Origin of the sequence: Bacteroides sp. 1_1_14 (assembly GCF_000162515.1) — a bacterium.
GTDB classification, from domain to species: domain Bacteria; phylum Bacteroidota; class Bacteroidia; order Bacteroidales; family Bacteroidaceae; genus Bacteroides; species Bacteroides thetaiotaomicron.
In genome coordinates this window covers 787569-811578 of the sequence record NZ_GG774702.1, presented here as the reverse complement: position 1 = coordinate 811578, position 24010 = coordinate 787569, and the positions used below count along the sequence as shown (strand labels likewise).

Annotated in this window: 17 protein-coding genes and 1 other RNA gene; 5 read left to right on the top strand and 13 right to left on the bottom strand. The window is 43.8% G+C overall.

Annotation, left to right across the window (positions count from 1 at the left end):
- Positions 1–479, top strand: a 479-nt coding sequence (locus HMPREF9007_RS0124565) for a transposase (protein ID WP_277754610.1), incomplete at its 5' end; no start/stop codon positions are given.
- 106 nt (positions 480–585) lie between these two features.
- Here the strand turns inward: HMPREF9007_RS0124565 and HMPREF9007_RS21300 are convergent.
- The 7 genes from HMPREF9007_RS21300 to ssrA all read right to left on the bottom strand — a co-directional run bounded on the left by HMPREF9007_RS21300 (position 586) and on the right by ssrA (position 10349).
- Positions 586–1761 carry a DUF1735 and LamG domain-containing protein gene (locus tag HMPREF9007_RS21300; RefSeq protein WP_008760073.1) on the bottom strand — a complete coding sequence of 392 codons (1176 nt, stop codon included), beginning with the start codon at positions 1759–1761 and terminating at the stop codon, positions 586–588.
- Positions 1758–2915: a glycoside hydrolase family 18 gene (locus tag HMPREF9007_RS21305; RefSeq protein ID WP_225651362.1), complete on the bottom strand. Its 1158-nt coding sequence runs from the start codon at positions 2913–2915 to the stop codon at positions 1758–1760. The genes HMPREF9007_RS21300 and HMPREF9007_RS21305 overlap by 4 nt, the downstream gene beginning before the upstream one ends.
- Positions 2916–2927: 12 nt before the next feature.
- Positions 2928–4556, bottom strand: coding sequence for a SusD/RagB family nutrient-binding outer membrane lipoprotein (locus HMPREF9007_RS21310; protein WP_008760071.1), 1629 nt, complete (start codon positions 4554–4556; stop codon positions 2928–2930).
- An 8-nt stretch (positions 4557–4564) separates the two neighbouring features.
- Positions 4565–7807, bottom strand: a complete 3243-nt coding sequence (locus HMPREF9007_RS21315; protein ID WP_081018088.1) for a TonB-dependent receptor — start codon at positions 7805–7807, stop codon at positions 4565–4567.
- A 246-nt stretch (positions 7808–8053) separates the two neighbouring features.
- A complete protein-coding gene (locus HMPREF9007_RS21320; protein ID WP_032850111.1) occupies positions 8054–9040 on the bottom strand; it encodes a FecR family protein in 987 nt (328 codons plus the stop codon).
- A 46-nt stretch (positions 9041–9086) separates the two neighbouring features.
- The gene (locus tag HMPREF9007_RS21325) at positions 9087–9638 is read right to left on the bottom strand and encodes an RNA polymerase sigma-70 factor (RefSeq protein ID WP_008760068.1); all 552 of its coding nucleotides are present in this window, start codon (positions 9636–9638) and stop codon (positions 9087–9089) included.
- A 314-nt stretch (positions 9639–9952) separates the two neighbouring features.
- Positions 9953–10349, bottom strand: a transfer-messenger RNA (tmRNA) gene (ssrA, locus tag HMPREF9007_RS25750).
- A 322-nt stretch (positions 10350–10671) separates the two neighbouring features.
- Here ssrA and HMPREF9007_RS21330 point away from each other — a divergent pair.
- Both HMPREF9007_RS21330 and HMPREF9007_RS21335 read left to right on the top strand, forming a co-directional pair.
- Positions 10672–11112 (top strand): DUF6078 family protein, encoded by a 441-nt coding sequence (locus tag HMPREF9007_RS21330; RefSeq protein WP_008760067.1) that lies wholly within the window; start codon positions 10672–10674, stop codon positions 11110–11112.
- A 197-nt stretch (positions 11113–11309) separates the two neighbouring features.
- A complete protein-coding gene (locus tag HMPREF9007_RS21335; RefSeq protein ID WP_008760066.1) occupies positions 11310–12461 on the top strand; it encodes a lactonase family protein in 1152 nt (383 codons plus the stop codon).
- Positions 12462–12533: 72 nt separating this feature from the next.
- Here HMPREF9007_RS21335 and HMPREF9007_RS21340 read toward each other — a convergent pair whose 3' ends face one another.
- Positions 12534–15815 carry a DUF5107 domain-containing protein gene (locus HMPREF9007_RS21340; RefSeq protein ID WP_008760065.1) on the bottom strand — a complete coding sequence of 1094 codons (3282 nt, stop codon included), beginning with the start codon at positions 15813–15815 and terminating at the stop codon, positions 12534–12536.
- Between the two features lie 21 nt (positions 15816–15836).
- The gene (locus HMPREF9007_RS21345) at positions 15837–17219 is read right to left on the bottom strand and encodes a sugar porter family MFS transporter (protein ID WP_008760064.1); all 1383 of its coding nucleotides are present in this window, start codon (positions 17217–17219) and stop codon (positions 15837–15839) included.
- Positions 17220–17381: 162 nt separating this feature from the next.
- On the opposite strand from HMPREF9007_RS21345, the gene HMPREF9007_RS21350 reads away from it, so the two are divergent.
- Positions 17382–18269: an AraC family transcriptional regulator gene (locus tag HMPREF9007_RS21350; RefSeq protein ID WP_008760063.1), complete on the top strand. Its 888-nt coding sequence runs from the start codon at positions 17382–17384 to the stop codon at positions 18267–18269.
- 94 nt (positions 18270–18363) lie between these two features.
- On the opposite strand, the gene HMPREF9007_RS21355 is transcribed toward HMPREF9007_RS21350, so the two are convergent.
- Complete coding sequence (locus tag HMPREF9007_RS21355; RefSeq protein ID WP_008760062.1) at positions 18364–20577, bottom strand: beta-N-acetylglucosaminidase; 2214 nt, start codon at positions 20575–20577, stop codon at positions 18364–18366.
- Positions 20578–20782: 205 nt separating this feature from the next.
- On the opposite strand from HMPREF9007_RS21355, the gene HMPREF9007_RS21360 reads away from it, so the two are divergent.
- On the top strand, positions 20783–22423 hold the full coding sequence (locus HMPREF9007_RS21360; RefSeq protein ID WP_008760061.1) for a beta-N-acetylhexosaminidase: 1641 nt from the start codon (positions 20783–20785) through the stop codon (positions 22421–22423).
- Between the two features lie 125 nt (positions 22424–22548).
- Here the strand turns inward: HMPREF9007_RS21360 and HMPREF9007_RS27430 are convergent, their stop codons facing one another.
- From HMPREF9007_RS27430 to HMPREF9007_RS21370, 3 genes are read right to left on the bottom strand one after another with little or no spacing between them, the layout of a single operon-like run.
- The gene (locus tag HMPREF9007_RS27430) at positions 22549–22692 is read right to left on the bottom strand and encodes a hypothetical protein (RefSeq protein WP_167541978.1); all 144 of its coding nucleotides are present in this window, start codon (positions 22690–22692) and stop codon (positions 22549–22551) included.
- Positions 22689–23327: a M23 family metallopeptidase gene (locus HMPREF9007_RS21365; protein WP_008760060.1), complete on the bottom strand. Its 639-nt coding sequence runs from the start codon at positions 23325–23327 to the stop codon at positions 22689–22691. The genes HMPREF9007_RS27430 and HMPREF9007_RS21365 overlap by 4 nt, the downstream gene beginning before the upstream one ends.
- A gap of 11 nt (positions 23328–23338) precedes the next feature.
- Positions 23339–24004 carry a phenylalanine--tRNA ligase beta subunit-related protein gene (locus HMPREF9007_RS21370; protein WP_008760059.1) on the bottom strand — a complete coding sequence of 222 codons (666 nt, stop codon included), beginning with the start codon at positions 24002–24004 and terminating at the stop codon, positions 23339–23341.
- Positions 24005–24010 lie beyond the last annotated feature (6 nt).

The window sequence follows — 24010 nt, the reverse complement described above, 5'->3', positions numbered from 1 at the left end:
GTATAGGAACTAGACGTGACAAAACAGCAAGCGGATACATCACCGAAAGTGCCCGGTATAAAGCACAAAGATGTGAAGGGTGTCCTTTGTGTGGCAGTTGCTTTAAAGCTCGGGGGAACCGTATGATAGAAGTCAACCACCGGTTAAACCAATACAAACGGCAGGCACGGGAAAGGTTACTCTCGGAAGAAGGCATCAGGCATAGGGGAAGGCGATGTATAGAACCGGAAGCAGTTTTTGGACAAATGAAACACAACATGGCATACAAAAGGTTCCGGCATGTGGGAGAAGACAAGGTTACAATGGACTTTGCCTTCTTTGCTATAGCTTTTAATATCAAAAAGATGTGTACAAAACTACTAAAAGCAGGAAAGAGAAGGAGTGCACACACTATATTTATCTTTATCAGACCACGTGTGACTCAAAATACGACGAATATTAAGCCTTATTACCTAATTACTGAAAAAATAGTCGCATAGACAAAAAAAGAGGAATGACTATTTTATATTAAGAAAAGAAGGGGATGTGCCTTAGTTTTGACACAGCCCCCTCCTTATTTAATCTACCTAGAAAACAAAACCATATTTATTCAAGCCGAACCCTCATATCTACTACCGTCGGCTCTACAAAAGACTGACTACCACCGGTTTCACCACGCAAACCATTATTGGAAGTTGCGTCATTATGATTCGGCGACTGGTCGAGCACATACCACACTCCGTCCCGTTGTTCGATATCTTCTCCATTCAGTTTCCAGTAACCGACCAGACCATTTGAACCTGAATCGACAAACATCATATTTTCACGAATCTGATTCGCAGTACGGGCTACCGACCATAAACGAACCTCACTCATAAATCCGTTCCATTTACGATTCCGGTCATAGTCATAAGCATAACCGATACAGAAACGTTCGTTCAAGTCGAATGTCAGTGAGCCCACCGTTTTTTCTGCTATTTTCTCTCCATTGAGATAGAGAGTAGCCATTCCCGCAGAAGCATCGTAAGTGAACGCTACATGATACCACTGATTCAACAGGAATATGGATACATCGGGCATCTGAAGTGCAACACTTCCGGCCATTTGAAGCTCGTTATCAGGATGATTCAAGTCACCGGTACGCATAATCAAAGTACCTTCATTGCCCATAATGGTGCCCAGATTCTTCCAACGTTCGGCATAAACCAATGCTTCGTAGGTGACAGACCCCATTGTTTTATAAGCAGTCGGCAGACGTACATCAAGCCAGCCCGGATTGATACGGTATACTTTATCAATAATAATTGGTTTCCTTACTACAATATAAGTAACGCTCGAACTGCTTATCTTTTCAATGTCCGTACTGTTCACTATTACGGGCAGAATATACGTTACCCCGTCTTCCCCCTTGGTAATATTCTTTACCGACAATCCGCAGGGATCAGCATATAGTTCGCCTGCTTTAATAGTCGAAGAAGTTCCTGTCATTTCATAGTTATCAGTCGCCAAAAGCTGTCCGGTCGTTCCGTGTTTATGATTGTATTCATCCACAAGGTCCTGCCCTCCTACCTGATAGTTCACATTTACATTACTCTTTACCATAGTCGACAATCGCGACACCAATTCGCACTCGTAGGTATCCGCTTCAACTTCCACTCTTATCACATTACTTTCAAAGTAAAGTTTCGGCTCCAACAGATCGCTTTCGCTGTCGTTGCAACCCACACTAGAGAAAGACAATGCAACTAGTGCACCTGCATATAAGATTTTGATACGTTTCATTGCTGTTCTGTATTTTCATTAGATTGATTGTCCATATATTCCTGATAAGCCTGCAGATTAATCTGTATAGCATGACGCACAAAATTATAATCACGGGCATTATCATAGTCATTATCAAGTCGGAAAGCACCGACGCCACCTTTCGGTCCATTGGCATGGTTATAAGCAGCCTGTTTCAAAAGTACACCACCGGTAGTCCAGGATGACTCAAAGTTCTCGGTAAATACATGCTTACGATAGTCGTAATACTCTCCGCACCAGTTTTGCAAAGTACGAACCCGGCTATCAAGATTGGAGTCGCCATATGCCTGAGTGATGAAATAGTCAAAATAAGGAGCAGATTCTTTGTTAGAGTTCCATGTTTCACCGTCAATCATAAAATAGTAATACTTACCATTCGGACGCTCGGTTGCCATCGGACCAAAGTATTTTCCTATCTCTTCTACCAGATAATGCAGAAACTCACCACGCGGACCACCTCTGCGGTCTTTCAGACTGCCTACGTATCTTCCGCCGTCACCACCATTATCGGGTTCCCAGTCAATGTCCAGACCATCATAATCGGTCGCAACAATCGTGTCTACCAATGCTTTGGCATAGCGTTGAATGGCTGCGATATGGTCTTCAGCACCTTTCTCTCCACTGGTAAATCCCCAATAAGCTTCTGTTGCTTTATTGACCAACTCAGTGATTTCCTCACTGGAAGCATTCGGGTTTTCCGCCTGTACTTTTTCTGAAACGGAAGCAGGCGTAATACCAGTTCCAATATTATGCAGAATGTAACAAACCGTGATCTTACCGCCTTTCTTCTTTTGGAAAATCTCCTTATCAGCCAGTTTCGCTTCATTCAAGCCGAATGGACCACTCCACATCGATACCATGTCGATGCTGTCCGGCAAAGAAGCCAGATATCCTTTACGAATAGGTCCCTCGGGAGACCAGTTGCTGAACCATCCGAAGAAAATAGGACGTCCGTAACCCTGACTGGTTGCCTTCCATGCACGAAGATCGGCATAATACTGTGCACTTTCTTCATTGTCCATCGTGTTGTAACCGCCGATATGTTCAAAATCCTTGCTTTCTATATCGACACACGACGCAATCATTATCCCTATAACAGGAAGTATATATAATAATCGTCTTAACATTTTCATATGAATCATAGTTTAATAGATTTTATTTTTACAATCCCACCACAACTGAGTAGTTGCTTTGTCTTTATCAAGACCGCCCAATAGCTTCAATGCTTCTTCATAATTGGCTCTATCCTCTGCCGACTGATAGAAACTTACAGGATACACCATACGACGAATGCCACCTTCACGAGTAACGCCCTGTCCGCGGTTGGTCTGCACCTGATTCAGTTTCGGATAACCGGTTCTTCTCCATTCGGTCCATGCTTCGTGTCCGTTTGGATATAGTGCAATCCACTTCTGAATCATGATCTTCTCCAGTTTTTCTTCCGTTCCACCGCTGAAGGCAGGTGTTGCAGTAGTAGGAGCCGCAGCATTGTAACTGTAATAGGAGGCTCTCATATTATGTGCAATCGGAGTCAATCCGGAAGCCAGATAGTCGTCTACAGACGAACTGATACCATTCTCATCAAATGACGTGGCAACTCCTTGTTCATACAGTGCTTCCGCATCACCAAATTCGCTTCCCCATCTCAACGCGGCCTCAGCTCTCAGAAAATAAACCTCGGAAGCACGCATCCAGTAAGTCGGAGTGTTGGAGGTAATATTGGGTTTGGAGAAATCGGTATAAATCGTATTCTGCTGATTGGCATTGCCGGGAGGTACCGCCTGATAGTTTTTCCCGTCAAAAGCCGCTACCGCATACGCACTGGGAGAAGCTTCAAAATAAGCACTCAGACGCGGGTCCTGATAACCCAACAAATAAGAAAACATGGAAGAGCCCATGCGACACTCATTATACTGATTGGCCAGCCACTCAATGTTGTTACGAAAGACCATTCCGGCTCCGGTACTCATCTGGGCTTCGTCTGATTTCGAAGTCATCACTCCAAATGTATGATTCAAAGCCTGACGGGCATATTTCTGTGCAGTCGTTTCGTCAGCATAACTGATACGCATTGCCAAACGCAACATCAGTGAATTGGCGTATTTCACCCATTTTCTCGTATCACCGGCATATACGGCATCATAATCGGCAACAATGGTTGCCCCTTGTTCCGCTCTCACAGTCAAAATGTCGATAGCAGCTGTCAGATCGGTAAACATGGCATTGAATGCAACTTGTTCGCTGTCGAAAGGTATCACCAGTGCAGGTTCTCCTGCATGAGTGTAAGGAATAGGACCGAAAGATTCAAGCGTTTTATGCCATGCAGATATCTTCAGAATCTGAGCCAAAGCAAAGATTTCCGGTGTTTCGGTCTTTTCGGATTCTTGTTTTATCTTTTTCCAGGAAGACAGCAGAGTCGTATATGAATTGGTATAAGTAGCCGCCACCCAATTGTCCTGCAAGTAATAGGTAGTATTATTACTGCCGCTATACCAGTTATTGTTCTGTCCGAAAAATCCGCTCCACGAATCGGCTGACAGATTATATGCAACCTGATACTGGTTGATGGCATCCGTATCGTCAGCCTGAGTTCCTACGGTGACTACAGCTCTTTGCATCGCTGTTACAGCACCTCCGACAGCAACACCATCTCTTATGCCCATTTCGTCGGTCATCTCGAACGGATTGGTGTTTAGCTCTTCAAAGTCACAAGCAGTAAAGAGCGACAAAGCGCAGATTCCTGCTAATAGTTTATATTGATTTATCTTTTTCATGAGGTCAGTTATAATTTAAATTTAATACCGAAACCGAAACTTCTCACACTCGGCTGCATAAAATAGTCATTACCTTGACCGTAAGTTCCTACGGACGGAGTCAGTTCCGGATCATGCGGAGCTTTGCTGTAGAGCATCCAAGGGTTATTGGCAATGAATGACAAAGTAACATCTTTCAGCACATTCTTAAACCAAAGGTCGGGGAACCTGTAACTCAAAGTCAGCTCTTGCAGACGGATATTGGTTGCACTATACACATAATATCCGGAAGTGGTATAGTCACCCGTACCTATCAGCTGATAATACGATTGTGCATCCACTCTCCCTTGTCCGGGCAGTAAGACACCGCCTGCATCGCGTGCTTCGGCAGATGCTTTGGATACTCCGAAGCGATCGAGAATAGCTTGGGTAGAGGAAGTTACCACACCACCAAAACGTCCGTTAATCAGGAAGCTGAGTCCGAATCCTTTGTATGACAGCGAGTTGCTCCATCCCAGATTAAAGTCCGGTGACGTCTTGCCCAAGAAAACGGGTTCACCTTGTTCGAGTCCGTACGAACCGTCTTGTTTGATTTCAACATACCCCTGACTGTCTTTCTTCAGGAAAGTATTGGCATATATATCGTTGATGCTGCCGCCGACTTTTAATATAACGCGTCCATTGTCTTTCCTTACTTCCGGCACGTTGATAGGCTCGGGACTCATGTCGGTACGATAGTTTTCCACCATTTCTTTGATTTCGTTGACATTGCGCGAGAAGGTCAGATTGGAGGAGAAGCTAAAGTCTCCGAAGCTGTCTCTGTATCCCAACGATGCTTCCCAACCGTGATTTTGTACATTACCAGCCTGCAAATAGATTTGTTTGTAACCCGAAAATTCCGGCAAATCGCCAATAAAGGTCTGATTGTATGTATTCGATTTATAGTAAGTAACTTCGGCACTCAGTTTATTCCATAAACGTACACTCAATCCCAATTCATAAGAACGGGTACGTTCTGCCTTGAAATCAGTAAAAGGATAGATGCCTGTGGGAGCCAGTGCACCACCGATAATCGGAGTGGTCACAGTTCCCGGAGTAAGTCCCGACTGTGATACCGGAGAACCGACTTCCGTATAAGACCCGCGTACCTTTAAATAGGAAATGAACTCGGGCAATTTCACCATTTCAGAGATAATACCGGACAGACCTACCGAGGGATAGAAGAAGGATTCTTCGCTGGTGTTTACCAATCGGGAGTTCCAGTCATTACGCCCTGTCAACGTAAGATAAAGCATACTTCTCCAGCCCAATTCGACGTTGGCAAAGATAGCGTGATTACGTACGCGACTGTCACCTCCGTCTTCCGAGATACGACCGTTGGAAGGGTCGATGTTGCTGGCGGCAAACAGGTTTGTTACTCCGAGCAAGGTTCCTTTGTAGCCTCTTGCCAGCGACCAGTAGTTAGAGTAGCTATAACCCAAGTTGGCAGAAATATTAAAATCGTTGAACTGCTTGTTGATATTTAACATAAAGTCGGCATACTCCTGACGGTCTTTGTAATTGCTGTAATCATACAGACCTTTCTTTCCTTCGGCAAATTTCTGATCGGAAGTAGCATAAACCTTACGTTCAAACTGAACATGAGTATCGTCCATACGATAACGTCCGGCAAGATTCATCCAATCGGTAATCTTATAGCTCAGACCGACATTAAACATATAACGGCTCTTCTCGTTCGTTGCGATGTTGCGGTAAGCAGTCCAGTAGGGATTCTGCGAACCATAGGTTGCATCGGCAATCGGCCAATACTGTATCGGAATATTGCGGCTCTGATCATAACGCTCGAAAGTCTTGATATCGTCGAAGTCTTCTCCACGGGGGAAAAGGTAGGCAGAAATCACCGGATTCCAGTATTGTCCCTGCGATACCATGTTTTTATCTTCCTGTTTCACATAGGACGCTCCTAAATCCAACTGCAATTTATCGTCCAGAAAAGTGGCTGTATTGCGAATGGTGAAGTTCAGACGGTCATAAGAATTGTTGGGAACAATACCTTTTGAATTGGTGGATGAAACCGAAGCAAAAGTTTGATTCTGCTTTGTACCGGTAGACAAGGTCAACGAGTTGATAAAGTTGGTTCCGGTGTTGAAGAAATCACTCTTGGGATCATACGAATTCGGACGGGCCAGTTTGTCACCCCAGCTTTCGAACATACCTTCTTTATTTCCATACGTGTTCTGGAATTCGGGCATCATGTACGCTTTGCTGAATTCGGATGAAGAAGAAAATGATATCTGTAATTTACCTTCCTGCCCTTTCTTAGTAGTAATCAGAACGACACCATTTGCCGCACTACTACCATACAAAGCAGCCGCCGAAGGTCCGCTCAGAATAGAGATACTCTCGATATCTTCCGGATTGAAATCAGCAATACCTTCCGTTCCGGCTTTGCCTTCACCCATGATACCACTATCTGTGTTTCCCATATTAGTATTAAACAAAGGGATACCATCTACTACATACAGTGCATTGTTGTCGCCTTCGATAGATTTAGCGCCACGCATAACGACACGCGTCGCACCACCGACACCACTACCACTCTTGTTGATACTTACACCGGCTATCTTACCATTCAGTGAATTGATGAAGTTGGCATCTTTAATGCCGGTTATATCCTCGCTTTTTATCTGCTGCACATTGTAAGACAGTGCCTTTTCTGCCCGCTTGATACCCAATGCCGTCACGACTACTTCGTCCAGCACTTCCGTATCTTGTTTCATTGTAATCGGGTAAAAGTCCTTATTGGAAACAGCAATCAGTTGAGTTGCATATCCTATATAAGATATTTTCAAACGGGCATTACCGGGACTTTTAATCGAAAAGTTTCCGTCAAAGTCTGTAATTGTCCCTGTAGAACTGCCGTCCACAGAGATATTTACTCCGATCAGGGGTTCACCATTCTCATCGGTTACTTTCCCTTTGATATCTTTGACAGATTGTGCAGCTGCCGGTTTCTTCTCCGTAACTATAATATAATTACCTTGAATCTGATAAGAGAAACCTGTTCCTTTCAAGATTGCATCGAGCGCAGTAGTCACCGATACGTCTTCCAAGTTAAGATCGGCAATTTTCTTTCCTTTCAATTCGGAATCACTATAATTTATAGACATCTTCGACTGTCTTTCCACAGTTTTCAATGCATCTACTACAGTGATATCTTTCTGCTGGATAGTAATTTTACTATCACTTTGAGCAAAAGCAAGGGTCTGCATCAATAATAGACCTAAAAAAAATGAGAAAGACTCGCTTTTGAACAACATTATCTGCTCTTTTTTCGTAAATTTGTAGCATCTTTTTAGTATTAGTTAATTGGTTATTATTCTATGATCAATTGAAATAGCGTCGAGATACGCTAATATTAGAAGGACAATGATTTCACATCCGGGAGAAACGGCCATTTCTTCCGGATACTTTTTTGCATAGTACATTAAGTTAAAAAAGGTTCAACAATCGTTTTTCTATATTTTATCAGTTATATAGCATTTATTCCCCTTAATTATATATTTCACATCCCCTGCCACCTGTGTTATTATCTTCATCACCTCTTCCAAAGTGGCTCGCTGTTGGAAACGGAAACTATACGATTTATTGTTCAGGCTGTGAAGGCTATAAACAAAGGTATAGGGAAATTTGCGTTCGAGACTCGTAAAAATCTCATCGAGATGCATATCACTGAAAACCAGCTCTCCACGCTGCCAAGCAGTCACATCCTCTATCCGAGGCGATTGGAGGCTACGTTTCCGGGTCTGTTTATTATACGTTATCTGCTCATTGGGTTTAAGTATTACATTAGATATCAGATTATTAAATTCTACCTTCACACTACCTTCCAGCAGAGTTGCAATCAGTTCATTGTTCTCCGGATAGGCATTCACGTTAAACTCTGTACCTAAAGCTGTTATTTGAAAATCATTGGCTTTCACTATAAAAGGATGTTTTTCATCCGGCTTTACCTGGAAATTTGCTTCGCCAATCAAATATACACTTCTGGTCTTACCGGCAAACTGCTCCGGGTACAGTAAGGTGCTTCTCGAATTTAGCATCACCCGGGTACCATCGGGCAATGTAAGTTCACGTATTTCCGCCGTTGGTATGAAACATTCTACCAAGTCTTTTTGCGGTTTGTCTTTCTCCAACATCAGATAGATAGAAACAGACGATACTGCCAACAGGAAAATAGCTGCTGCTCTCCATATAAGTAACTGATACTTTTTACCGGAACCGACAGACTGCATTCCCAGATTTTGTTGCATCCGTAATATGGACTGTTGCATTCCGCGAGGTACTTTCTGTTCTCCCGCTTGTTGCCACAACGTGTGAAGTGCTTCTTTTTTTTCTTCCGCATGATTGTCGTCAGCCAACCATCGCTGCACTTTTCTACGCGTAGCCAATGAATACTCATTATGCCCGAATAACTCTATGATCTGTTGAATATAGTTTTTCATCATTAATTTCTTCCTTTATACACTAAATACAACTAAAAGAAAAACACTACTTAAAGGAAAATAGAAAAAATAAAAATAGAAGCACTTTTTTTAGTTCTATCAGTGCTAAATACACCTGGTGCTCTACCGTACGGATGGAAACATTAAGCTTTTCTGCGATTTCTTTATAACTTAATCCCTTAAAACGACTCAGCTCGAATATTAACCTTCGCCGTTCAGGCATTTTTTCCAAAGTCAGGCGAACAACCAGCAACATTTCTTCATAATATATATTATTAAGGGCATCTTCCCCTTCTATCAATTCATGAAGCACTGTTTTCTCAAGGTATCCTTCCTGATATTCCCGTTCGATTTGCTGATGCTTGAAGATATTCAGAATAATGTTTCTGGTCATTATAAAGAGGTAGTTATCTAATTCATTTTCATTGTCAAGCCATATTTCCGGTTGTAACCAAAGCTTACAGAAAATATCTTGAGCAACATCTTCAGCATCAACTTCCGACTTAAGCAACAGCTGGGCATAATTCTTTACTTTCGGAAAATTAGAAATAAAAAAACGCTGAAACTTCAACTCAATTTGGTTAACATTATTTTCCATATCCGCTAAGATTATTATCGATTACAAGTATAAAAGTAGACATTCTCAAAGATTAGAACATAATAAAGATATATTATTAATACTTGTTTGCATATATTTATAATTATTCCGTATATAAAACAAAAACACATAAATATTGACAATACCAAATAGCCATATTATCATACCAAAAGAGAATAGAGTGATAGGATGTATAAGAAATTGACTTTGTATCTAAAAAGAGATAAAATAAAGGATCAACAATAAAAAGGGGAGTAAAAGAGAAAAACTGCAAAAAGAAAAAGCTCTGATAATCAGAGCTTTCATTTGTTTTTAAGTGGAGCTGGAGGGAATCGAACCCTCGTCCAAACGAGGAAATCATAAGCTTTCTACATGCTTATCTTTGCCTAAATTTTCGTGCAGGAGCAGAACCAAAGCCATCAATTCCTGCCTTATCCTCTAAAGTTTCATCAAAAACGCGAGGCCGCTTCTGACTATCCCCGATGTTACTGCACCACTGAACCGGAATGCTTCGGAGCAACAGCTTCCGAGTGATGTCTCGTCCTGGCACCTAGTGCCTGGATTAAGCTAATCTACTGTGATTCGATTAAGCAGCAAGAGCGTAATTAGTTTCGCCAGATAAAGTTTTGATAACTGAGATTTAAGTGGAAATTACCGACCCACTGCATGCTTACCTACCATTTCTGCCCGCTGTCAAATCCAGTCAACCCCATGACTTTGTAACGGTCTGGAAATCAAAAGAAAACAATCGCTATTTTATATTTAAGAAACAAATAAGGGATAAATAATGCATCATATCCTTTCAATAATCCTGTTTTCTTTGGCACAAAGATACATATTCTTTTGTTACTAACCATCATATATTTGCAAATATTAGCCGATGATATGCTATCCGGTATACAGAGATATATCATGAGCGGAGGCAGACTTGGCTCCCAAACATACAACATTTGTAGGCCCGGTTATTTCCAACTTACCAACATTATCCGTACATTTGTGGAATATAATAAATACTATCAACCTCAAAAAAGCAATGGAAGAACCATTTGATTATTCTCAAGTACCTTTCACATTCGGAATGTGCGCTGCCGAAAATTGCCCGCAAGCCTCGACTTGCCTGCGACAGATAGCTTTAAAACACGCCCCTGCAAACAAAGTTTTTCTGCCAATTATGAATCCAAACCATATAAAGGGCATAAAAGAAAAATGTGACTATTTCTGTTCGAACGAAAAGGTGCGTTACGCCAAAGGATTCATGTGCACAATAAATGCACTCACAGTACGCGTGGCAAACACGTTCCGCTATCGGATGATCGGATATCTGGGACGTAAAAACTACTACTTGAAACGCAGTGGCAAACTGGCGCTCACTCCCGCCGAGCAGCAATGGATTATAAACACTGCCAAAGAACTGGGAGTCATTCAAAGTGAGTATTTCGACAGTTATATAGTAGAGTATAACTGGGACAGGTAAGGGAGATTTCCGTTTCAAGTAAAGAAACGACAGTTTCCTCGTAGAGAAACGCAAGTATCCCCGTAGAGAAACGACCGTTTCCTCGCCGGGAAACCATCGTGTCCTCGTAAGGGAACGACAAGGAAACTGCAATCATCTATTATACAAGACATTAGTATAGACTAAGGAAGTTGCTATCTAATAAAAAGAACCTATATATGCTAAAAACTTTTGCAACCATCTGTATTATCGGTATGTTCACATCTAGTTGTACATCAAAAAAGGCTTCCCGGACCGAAGGCTCCCATGAAGCAGAACAGGAACTGACAATGATTGTCGGTACTTACACTTCGGGAGACAGTAAAGGTCTCTATAGTTTCCGATTCAATGAAGAAAACGGAACCGCAACCGCACTCAGTGAAGCGGAAGTGGAAAACCCATCTTATCTCGTACCTTCTGCCGACGGCAAATTCATCTATGCAGTCAGCGAATTCAGCAACGAACAAGCTGCTGCCAACGCATTTGCTTTCAATAAGGAGGAAGGAACTTTCCGACTGCTGAATACGCAGAAAACCGGAGGCGAAGATCCTTGCTACATCATTACCAACGGAAGTAATGTGGTTACTGCCAATTACAGCGGAGGAAGCATTTCTGTCTTCCCGATCGATAAGGACGGTTCACTTCTCCCCGCTTCTGAGGTGGTGAAGTTCAAAGGTTCGGGAGCCGACAAGGAACGTCAGGAGAAACCGCATCTGCATTGTGTCCGCATCACGCCGGATGGCAAATACTTATTTGCAGACGATCTGGGCACGGACCAGATACACAAATTTATTGTTAATCCGAATGCAAAGGCAGACAATGAAGATGTTTTTCTGAAAGAAGGAAGTCCCGCCTCTTATAAAGTAGAAGCCGGTTCGGGTCCCCGCCATCTGACATTTGCACCGAATGGAAGCTATGCGTATCTCATCAATGAACTATCGGGAACAGTCATTGCGTTTGAATATAGCGATGGAGAGTTAAAAGAAATTCAGACAATTGCTGCCGACACTGTGGGAGCCAAAGGAAGTGGTGATATTCATATCAGCCCGGACGGCAAATTCCTGTATGCAAGTAACCGGCTAAAGGCTGACGGGCTGGCGATCTTCAGTATCCATCCGGAAAACGGTATGCTGACGAAAGTTGGTTATCAACTGACAGGCATTCACCCGCGCAATTTCATTATCACGCCTAACGGCAAGTATTTGCTGGTGGCTTGTCGGGATAGTAATGTGATACAGATTTATGAAAGGGATACAGATACAGGATTACTGACGGATATACGTAAAGATATAAAGGTGGACAAGCCTGTCTGCATCAAATTTGTACCGTAAACAGGAAGAAGTACTTGGTTAGCACCGGACTGAAACAAGAGTACGCCGGTCCTAACCAAGAACCAATACTTCCTACCCAATCAGACTACGAAAAGCCTGAATACCCTGATGATTGATATCCAATCTTTCTACCTCACTCAGCAACCGAACAGATTTCTCTTTTTCGTTCAATCCCCAATATCCCAATGCCATCATATATTTGCAGTGAATGACGTTTCGTATGGTCAGGTCATCTTCCCATATTAACAAATCGGGTAGTGACACTGCAAAATAATCCATTTTAACCTTGTCAAAAAGATGTTTCTCTCCGTAAGTTGTCAGTTTATGGAAGCGTCCGTTAGCCTCATCCATGCGGTTCAGTTTCAACAATGCCAGTCCCTGATAGAAAATCTTATCCGGTTTTGCATCATTGTAGTACATGGCAGCAGCCGGTTCGGTAGGACCGACAATCGCTTGTTCCCAGCATTCTACCGCTTTATCATTCTGCCCCAGACCTTCATAAGTGCAACCCATGAAATAATAGAAATCATTTTCCTGTGCACCGTGCAACTTACCTTCACCCAAGTGATGCGGATATTCAAGACACTCTGCCAGCAACGAGACAGCTTCACTGTAATTCCCGGCTTCAAGTGCTTTCTTCGCCAGTTCCACACGGGCAAACTGATATTGTCCCGGTACTTTTCCTTCGCCGCCTTCCCACGGATGGAAGATATGCGCATCAAGTAACGTTTTAGCCTTTTCATACTCGCCTGTCTGATTCAGCAAAGTGATTTCTTCCAGTACGAGGTCGTCACGTTGCGCTATCAATTCGGGGTATTGCTGCAAGAACACCAGACGTTCGGAATGCGGACGACGGACACGTTTATAGAGCTGATCCAATTCCATCAACACACGCGCATCGGTCGTATCGAGTTGGAAAGCACGTTCCATATATTCGATGGCTGTTGCTTCGTCATCCTTTTTGTTAAAGTTAGCCAAAGCCAGATTACGCCATATCGTAGGGAACTTGTCATCCAGTCCGGCGGAAGTTTCCCATGCTTCGAGTGCCAAATCGTACTGACGTTTGTCGTAGTACAAATTACCCAGATAATAAGGTGCTTTCGCATCATTCGGGTTTTGTTCCATAGCACATTGCAAAGCAAGAATGGCTTCCAGGCGGTTAGGGAAACAATAGTCCGGACAAGCGTTGGCAGCATCGGCAAATGCCTGTTCCGCACCGGATAACTTACCCTGAACAAGACACCAACCCAAGTAATAATAAGTCATCGGTGTTACACTGCCCTCAGCGATAGCTACATTCCACAAAGAAGCGGCTTCTGTCCAGCAACCGGCAGCACAATAATCAAGTGCGATTTCATCATAGTTGTGAGCTTCGCCACGCATCATCGTTTTTAAAGTAAGCAAGTCTTCGGTAGCATTGGTTATCAGATATTTCTCATAACGGCAACCGAAGTTGAATTTATCAATAGCCAATGAATCTTCAATCACTTGCAAGGCTTCTTCCGCTTTCCCCATCTGACGGAGAATGGTCGTTTTCAGAGCACGTGCCTTATGATTATGCCAGTTGCGGATAAGCGAACGGTCCACTTCGTCCAAAGCGTCTTCCAGACGTCCTTGCATCGTAGCAATCTGGGCACAGGCAAAATAACCGGCATCCTGCCAGGCTGCATTCCAGCATGATTTATAGAAACGGTCGTAAGCCTCATTATAGCGTCCCTGATATTTCAAGGCAAGTCCGAGATTATAGATAGGTTCTCCATCATACGGATTCGGGTTGCGCTTCTGCAAGGTCTTCACTGCTGTAAGCAAGTATTGTTCAGCTTTCCGGAAACGGCCTTTACGGATATACCATAATCCGAGTGCATTATTGCTACGTACATCGATCGGGTCACGGCGCAAGGCTTCTTCGTAATAGTCTACCGGATTATAGGTGGCGTGTCTGTATTGTTCCAGATGTAAACCTGTCAGATAGAGTTGCTCGGTTGTTTTTATTTCTTCCGGCAACAAAGCAGCTTCGGCAGCATCCGGAATCGGTTTTACTTCGTCCGGTTCGGCATGCCAGTAAAGCAGTTCCTTGCCGTTTGCGGTGATTTCAAGATTCAGTTTGTTCAACTTCTCTCCTGCTACGTCTACCGTTTCATTCAATAGTTCTTCCGGAGTAATGGTCACTTGCCTGCTATAATACACTTTTCCATCGTCACCTTTCAGCACTACATTAACCACCTGCTTAGATGTTGCGAATATCTTGAAACGTACCTCCTTTTCACCTTCCGGTTCTATGTTCATCAACAAATCTTTGCTTGCATTCTTCACCACTCCCAGTTCACGGTAAGGCAGGAAGTACTGTACGAAGCTCTTTTCTTCGTAAGGTTGCAGCCATGTAAAGTCCGGTTGGTTCTCGGTATAGACACCAGCCATCAGTTCGATGTAAGGTCCGTCCTCGTCAGTCAGATTACGGTCCCATGCACGGCCGAAATCACCGTTCCCCCATGTCCATTGCTTTTTACCCGGAGAAATATGATGATTTGCCACATGAAGCATACCTGCACAAGTGTCGTTTTCGTAGCCACCCTCAAAGTTGTAACGGGAGTTGACAGCCATATACGAAGTAGGAACTTTGATATTCTTATAGTTCGAAATGTCTACTCCGGCAGAATAGTCCATCTTATAATAAGTACCCGTTGCTATAGGGAAGCTGGATACGGCACGCTTCCCATGATCGAACACCGCATTGATGTCGGGCGGAAATACACTCTGATAGTAGTCGTTCACCGCTACGGCAGGATTCGCCCACCACAGGAAGGTTTGCGGCACTTCGGTGCGGTTGTAGAGCACCCCTTTTATTTCGAGAAAAGCATGTCCCGGACGAAGCGTGAAGCCCGCCATCCCTTTCTGATGAAACATCCGTTCCATTTCGTTCACCCATACAGTGACGCTGCCGTCAGCATTTTCTTCAATCGTCGTATCCACAGGCATATAAGTACTGGGACGATGATGCTGAGGCCAGTTAAACTCAATACCTCCCGAAATCCACGGACCTGCCAGCCCCACCAATGCAGGTTTAATCACGTGATTGTAATAAATAAAATGACGTTCCCTGATCTTATCATAAGCCATTTGTACACGACCGCCTAACTCGGGCAGAATCATCACCTTGATGTATTCGTTTTCAATAAAGATAGCTTCGTATTCCTTATCTACTTTTTCATCGGACATCGATTCGATGACAGGATAAGGATAAACTACCCCACTACTGCCCTGGTAGACACGTTTCTCCAGGAAAATAGGATTCTTTTCCGGTTTACCTACTTCATAAGTAGGAATTACAACCTTTTCTCTCCATGCTTTTACCATGATATTATTAATTATATCTTTTTATTTTATCAGATCTTTCTCCAATGTCTCCAGCGATTTCCCTTTTGTCTCAGGCAATGCACGCAGGAAGAAAAGGAAGCCGAAGACGCAGATAGCCGAATAAATCCAGAATGTGCCGTAACTGCCCAATGCAGTATTCAGCAACGGAAATGTGTAGGTAAGCGTGAAACTACCGACCCACAAAGCGAAAGTACAGGTTGCCATAGCGACACCACGCACGCGGTTGGGGAATATCTCAGCAAGCAGTACCCACGTGATAGGCCCCAAAGACATGGCATAACAAGCTATCGCCAACACTACCAGCACTACCATAAAGAAACCGCTGACCTGAAAAAAGTAACACGTACCGAGAACCAGATAAATACCCGCCAGTCCCCCAGCCCCCAAAAGCATCAAAGCACGGCGCCCCAAACGTTCGACCGTATAGATAGCCACAAACGTAAAGATCACATTCGCTACACCGGTTACTACAATATTAAAAAGTACATCACCCAGCGAATAACCCGCCGACTGGAATATTTCCTGTGCGTAATTGAAAATCACATTCGTACCGCACCATTGCTGGAACACAGCCACGATAACACCCAGTACGAGTACCTTACGGAACGGACGACTGAACAACAATTTCAATCCTCCTTCCGACTTGGAAGCGGAGGTTTGTTCCACCATTTGAAGTTCCCGCTCTGCATAGCGGTTTCCTCCTATCCGGCTGAGCACACTCCATGCTTTCTCCCTCTTGCCTTTCATTGCCAGCCAACGGGGACTTTCGGGAATAAAACAGGCTAGCAGCAAGAATACCGCTGCCGGAAATGCTGCTCCCCAGAACATCCAGCGCCATCCCATCTGTCCGTTCCATGAAGCACAGATATCGGCAGGCGTAAAGTCGGCAGGTATAGGCTCGGCTATCAGCCAGTTGGCTATTTGTGCACCAAGGATACCTAATACAATAGTCAGTTGATTGAGGGACACCAATTTCCCCCGAATGGAAGTAGGAGCTACTTCGGCAATGTACATCGGAGACAGCCCCGAAGCGATACCGATGCCGATGCCTCCCAAAAAGCGTGCTGCCAGAAACCAGCCGAATACGGAAAATGCACCGGTAGCGTATGCGGAAGATAAAAAAATAAATGCGGAAATCAGCAAGAGAGGTTTCCTGCCATAGCGGTCAGCCATCATACCGGCTACCATAGCACCGATCAGACAGCCAAGCAGGGCTACACTCATAGCCAGTCCCTGCATCGTCGGCGAATCGGCAATACCGAAATAGAGTTCATAGAAAGGTTTCGCTCCTCCGATTACCACCCAGTCATACCCAAAGAGCAGACCGCCCATCGCAGAAACCAAACAAATGGAATAGACAAACTTTTTATTATAACTTTTCATACCACTAGAAGATTGATTAATTGATGTTGCAAAGATAGAGCGTATCCAAAGCACAAAAAATAGAATTTCATTTTATAAAGATGGACAATCTTATTTTTAATGTATTATTTGACAGATCGCATACATTATTATATATTTGCGCAGAATAACCAATTATGTACTATGGTAAAACTAAAAGATGGATTTACCGGGGAAAGAGCCTTAGTATTGCCCCGCATCATCGTTGATAAGATGGAAGAGGACCCGCTGACCTCCATGCTGCATATCACTGACATCGGATATTATCCCAAAGCCAAGCATCATTTTCGGGAACGGAAAGAGCCCATCAATCAATATGTCTTCATCTATTGTATTGATGGCGCCGGATCTTACCGGATCGGAGACCAGGAATATACCGTCTCCGCCAATCAGTATTTTATTCTTCCAGCAGGAGTCCCGCATTCTTATGCTTCCAACAAATCGACGCCATGGACTATTTACTGGATTCACTTCAAAGGTATTCTTGCTCCGTTCTATGCCAAAGACGCCAACCGTCCGATGGATATTCAGCCCGAACAACACTCCCGCATCAGTACGCGGATCAACCTGTTTGAAGAGATATTCAATACACTCAAAAATGGTTATAGCAACGAGAACCTGCGTTATGCGTTTTCTATGTTTCACTTTTATCTGGGAACGTTACGCTATGTCCAGCAATATCGTAATGCAGGCACCAATGAGGCAGAAGACGAGGGAATAGTGAACGTTGCCATCCACTATATGAAAGAGAATATGGAGAAACATCTGAGTCTGGAAGAGATATCGACACAAATCGGATATTCTCCGTCGCACTTCTCCATGTTGTTCAAAAAGCAAACGGGACACAGTCCGCTTACTTACTTTAATCTACTAAAGATGCAGCAGGCCTGCCTGTTGCTGGATACCACCGATATGAAGATAAATCAGATATGCTATAAAATAGGCATTGAAGATACTTATTATTTTTCCCGCCTATTCAGTAAGATCATGGGAATGTCACCGCGGGAATATCGTAAATCAAAAAAAGGCTGACTAAAAAGTCGGTGGTAACTTCCAACTCTCCTCCTTCGGGAAGGAGGGGAATTGTGGGTAGTTCAGACTTTTTAGTCAGCCTATATAATCATTCTTATTTCTTCTCTATAGTCAGAACAAACTGGCGCAAATAGACCTGCTGTTCTTCATCACTCACATTCGTGAAGCGGACAAACTTCACAGGAGCTTTCTGCAAACCGGCCGACAATCTGCTTTCTTTCTGCTTCAGATCCACCGTTTTCCATTCCTTGCCGTCCGTAGAGATTTCAAGGCGTCCCCATGTACAAGGAGCATCCTTACCAAAGTTTATCTGAATATTCTCTCCCGGATAGATAGCATCCAGTTCTATTTCAACACTGTTTCCAGCCGCCCATTTCACAACTTCATTGGCAGGAGAAATGAGTACACGGTTCGCTTTCACCTGCAACGGCAGGTTCTTGATCTGCTCCACATTACTGATCATCTTATGCGGCATATAATCGGTAGTGGCATCCAGATGAGCATTAAACTTTTGATTGAAGAATTTCACAACTGTGGCAAAAGTCTGGTCAATTAATGGTTTTATCACTCGCGTAGCTGTCTTTACTCCCGGTTGATAAGGATTCTGATTACTCGTCTGATCGATATAGAACATCTGTTGCTGCAAAGCCTTCACATGATTGTATTTCCGCAGAAAATAAGATTCATTCCGGCCTTCTACCATCTTCAGCACTTCTTCTCCCATTTCAGCCGTCAGTTTAAACTGATGCACCCAAGGAGTGATTTCCACAATCAACGGTTTGTTCTCCGTATTCATCAACAGGATATCGGCGGATTCTTTCATGCGTTCGAACGTATATTGAAGAGTCTCGAAATCTGCCTTATCGTAATTTTTGCCTTCTTTGAACGCTTTCAGGAAACGTTCGGCAGCCGGTTGGATATCCATAGATTCTTCGCGGCGGTATCCATGTCCGTTAGGTCCCAAGTCGGAATTGTGCATTGCAAAGCATTCAAGTTCTTCCGCTGCACTTGGCAGAATGGTACGGATCGCATCCTTCCACGTCTGCCATGTATCATACTTGGCAGGATTCCAGGCATAACTTGCCACACTATAAATCGCTATCTTTGACGATTCGGCATGTTCCATCGGATTGGTTACAAAGCCCGACATCTCTTTGGCAATCGTAGTATCGTTGCCATACACAGGACCGAGAAGCAGATGATCGCGCACATAATCGGACACCGGGAAGTTCCACCAGATATAAGCCGGACGCTTGATTCGTTCGTTAATCCATGAAATGCCGTCACGGGTAATATCGGAAATGACACGGTCTCCCGTCCACATGATCTGAATGGAAGGATTGAGTTTTTCGCCCAGCGTAGTCAGATAATTGCCATTAGGGTTCGACCAGCTTTTATTATATTCCGTAGGGCACATCACCAGTTGGTTTATATCCGGTTTTACCTGTGCGAATTTCTCATCAATGTAGTTCAGTAGTTCCGCTTGTTTCTGCGGATTAGTACCTTCACCGGAGATATCATCAAAGAATACGGCGAACGAACGGACACCGAGCTGATACATCTTCTCAAACTTAGCGAGCAGAAGATCACGGTCTTCCTGATTCCATTTGATATCCTGTCCCGGATGGATCGCCCATACAAAGTCAACTTCGTTCTCGTTGGCTACCGCCACCAATTCCTGCAACTGGGCAGCTTCTTTGTCGGGATAAGGCAAACGCCAGTTGGGAGCACTATGATACGGATCATCTTTCGGACCGTATATATAAGTGTTCATCTTGTTTTTACCGTAAAACTTCAGTTGGCTAAGGCGTGCCTGATGACTCCAGGGAGTTCCGTAAAATCCTTCTACCACTCCACGATACCGTACAGAAGGGTAATCTTTGATTTCTACTTCGGGCAGCTTCCCGTCTTTCAGCAATTGCGCAAAAGTTTGCAGAGCGTAATAAGTACCTCGTTCGTCGTTTCCGGCCAGTACGATTTCCTTTTCATTCACAGACAGGTAATAGCCTTCTTCATGGTCAGGAATCCGGCGGCTATATTTACGCACACTCTTGTCACCTTTCTCTCCAATAGAAATAAGCATCCCTTTCTTGCTGCTTTGCTTACCGGAAAGCAGTTCTTTCAGTACCTTTACAGCATGCGGATTGGCTTCTTCCCCGCCATTCAGCTGATAGACAGCAGGCAGATCGATGGTCTTGTTTTGAACAATGAGTTGTTGAGGAGGGGGTTGCAGACTAACATTCTGCGCAAAAACAGTAACAGCACACAGGAGGCAGGCTCCCAACAGATAAATCTTGTTGTTTTTCATAAGTTGTAATAATGGGGGTTAGTTATCATGACTTATATCATGGTGCAAAGAAACACTAATTTATCAAATTAAGCAAATTTATGGGGAACCTAGATCAAACAAATCAAAAAGAGCAAACAAAATAATCATAAAGACATACTTTTCTGATTTATTATTTCTATCTTCGTCCGCTGTTATACTTTTTATTTAAATACCCCCAATTACCATGAAAATCAAACATTTTCTACCCCTGCTATTGCTACTCGGTAGCAATGAGATGCTTACAGCACAAGAAATCGCTCTCACCCCACAACCGGCTCACCTTACCGTAAAAGACGGCCGCTTTGAGTTTGGCAACCAACTTAAAGCCAAAGTCACTCCTTATCAGGGAGACAGCATCCGCATGGTCTTTGAATCATTCAAAAAGGAATTGCAAGAAGCAACCGGCATCAAGGTTTCATCTACTCAAAAAGAAGCTAAAGCAAGGATTATCTTAGATTTGAATCCACAACTTCCCGCCGAAGCTTATAAGCTGAACGTCTCGAAAAAACAAGTCCGGATCGAAGCCTCCCGTCCGGCAGGTTTCTATTATGCGCTACAAACGCTAAAGCAACTGATGCCCCGCAACGTAATGGCAGGCGTAGCAACGTCCGACCATTCACAATGGAGTCTCCCATCTGTCGAGATTGAAGATGCTCCCCGTTTCGAATGGAGAGGTTTTATGCTGGACGAAGGCAGACATTTCTTCGGTAAAGATGAGATAAAACGAGTGATCGACATGATGGCCATCTACAAAATGAATCGTTTCCACTGGCATCTGACAGAAGATCAAGGCTGGAGAATCGAAATAAAGAAATACCCCAAACTGACGGAGACAGGCGCATGGAGAAACAGCAAAGTACTTGCATACGGTGACGTGAAACCAGACGGTGAGCGTTATGGCGGCTTTTATACTCAAAAAGATATCAAAGAAATCGTAGCGTATGCAAAGAAGAAATTTATAGAAATCATTCCCGAAATAGACATTCCGGGACATTCACAGGCAGCCGTTGCAGCTTATCCGGAGTTCTTGGCGTGCGACCCGGAGAATAAACATGAAGTATGGCTACAACAAGGGATTTCTACTGATGTAATCAACGTAGCCAACCCGAAAGCGATGCAATTTGCCAAAGAGGTAATTGATGAACTCACTGAATTGTTTCCATTCAATTATATTCATTTAGGCGGTGACGAATGCCCCACTAATAAATGGCAAAAGAATGACGAATGCAAGAAGCTGCTGAGTGAAATAGGTTCTTCCAACTTCAGAGACTTGCAGATTTATTTCTACAAACAACTAAAAGATTACATTGCCACCAAACCTGCCGATCAACAACGCCAACTTATATTCTGGAACGAAGTGCTTCACGGAAATACCAGTATCCTTGGCAATGACATCACCATTATGGCATGGATCGGAGCTAATGCCGCCGCAAAACAGGCTGCCAAACAAGGAATGAACACCATCCTGAGCCCGCAAATACCTTATTATATCAACAGAAAACAGTCGAAACTTCCCACGGAACCGATGTCGCAGGGACATGGAACGGAAACTGTGGAGGCCGTTTATAACTATCAGCCGCTTAAAGACGTGGATGCTGCCTTGCAACCTTATTATAAAGGTGTACAAGCCAACTTTTGGACCGAATGGGTGACCGAACCTTCCGTTCTCGAATACCTGATGTTGCCACGTCTTGCCGCCGTTGCCGAAGCCGGATGGACACCACAAGAAAAAAGGAATTATGAAGACTTTAAAGAAAGGATTCGTAAGGATGCAGAGCTATACGACCTCAAAGGATGGAATTATGGCAAACATATCATGAAATAAGCAAACGCTTTCATTTGACTGCCGATAACTGGGGAGTGACTAAAAAGTCGGTAGTATCTCAATTCTCCTCCTTCGGGAAGGAGGAGTACCCGCAGGGGGAGGTGGTAGGTGAATACGCAGTCCACTTATTCACTGCAAATTATAGACAACCCTATTTTACCTACCACCCCGGCTTTCAGCCACCCCTCCTTCCCGAAGGGAAGGGGAGATACTATTGTCTTTTTAGTCAATCCCCTTCCGTCTTTTTCAGACCATCTCAGTTCTTTCACTTTTTATTTTGTGCCACACGATTATTATTCGCCTGTGGCTTCACCACTACCCCATTTCCATTCTTCGTACATTTAATACATTCCTTTCGTAATGTGCCCTCCTTCAGATTGAAAATAAGATTCGGATTAAAATGCTGACCGTTAATGCGGGTTTCAAAATGCACATGCTCCGTAGTAGCACGGCCGGTACGTCCGGTCAGTCCGATAGGTTGTCCGGCTTTCACCGTATCTCCGCTCTGTACCAAATTCTTGAAGTTATGACTGTAAATCGTTTCCAGCCCGTTCGCATGACGGACTACAACCAAATTTCCGTAAGCATAATATGGCTTCGACATACGTACGACTCCATCAAAAGCAGCACGAATCGTATCTTTGGCACACGTCTTTATATCTGCTCCCGAATGTCCTCCGCGAGTTCCGTAAGCGGAAATAACTTTGGCTCCCGGTAAGGGAAAAGCATATTCATGCTCTTGCAAAGAATCCAAATGCAGATATATATGATTGCTTTTCGCAAAAAGTCCGGGAGTAGCAACCCGTACATGATTCACCTCCATAGAAGAAAAAGAGGATTTACTTTGCGCATAAGCAAGAGTTGGTAAAAGCAGGACTGTCAATAAAATAAGTATGTTCTTCATGTATTCCTTTATTATTCAAAATAGATAAGCTCGCCGCCATCCGATCCGGCATAATCCCTCAGTAAGGATTGAATCATTTCAGCAGCTTCCTTTAATCCCTCTTTTCCGTTATACCCGTTGACTATCGCGAGAATATGAGTAGTCCCGACATCCATCTTCGTACGTTCGTGGTCGCTTGTCGGTGTCCCGATTCCTCCAAAAGAATCTCTGTACACCGGCAATCCTTCAATGTTCAAAATGCCCCGACCGATACCTTCGAAAGGTTCTTCCGCTTTGCCAATGCCAAGTTCAAGATGGTTACCCTGTATCTTATCCGCATCGAAGCCACCGATAGAATGTCCGGTACGGAGAGAAACCAGATTGATAAGGTCAACCAAAGTATCAATCTGATACAAAGGGATGCCACGCATCAGGCGACGGCGCAGCGCTTCTGCCGACGGACGATAACGCCCCGGATCTTTTCCGCAACGCTTATAAGCCTCACGGGTAGCAGCAATCACAGGTTGCAACTTAATGTCTGCCATTTGGGTGGTGGTAGTCAAGTCTTCTGTGAAAGTATTTATTTCTTTCCAAAGTCCATCGCAGTAAGCAGTATTCTTCACTGCTGCATATACGGCTGCTCCGGCAAAAACAGGGCAGGCGTTCTTTATTTCCTGAGATACTTTTATTTCAAACATACTTTT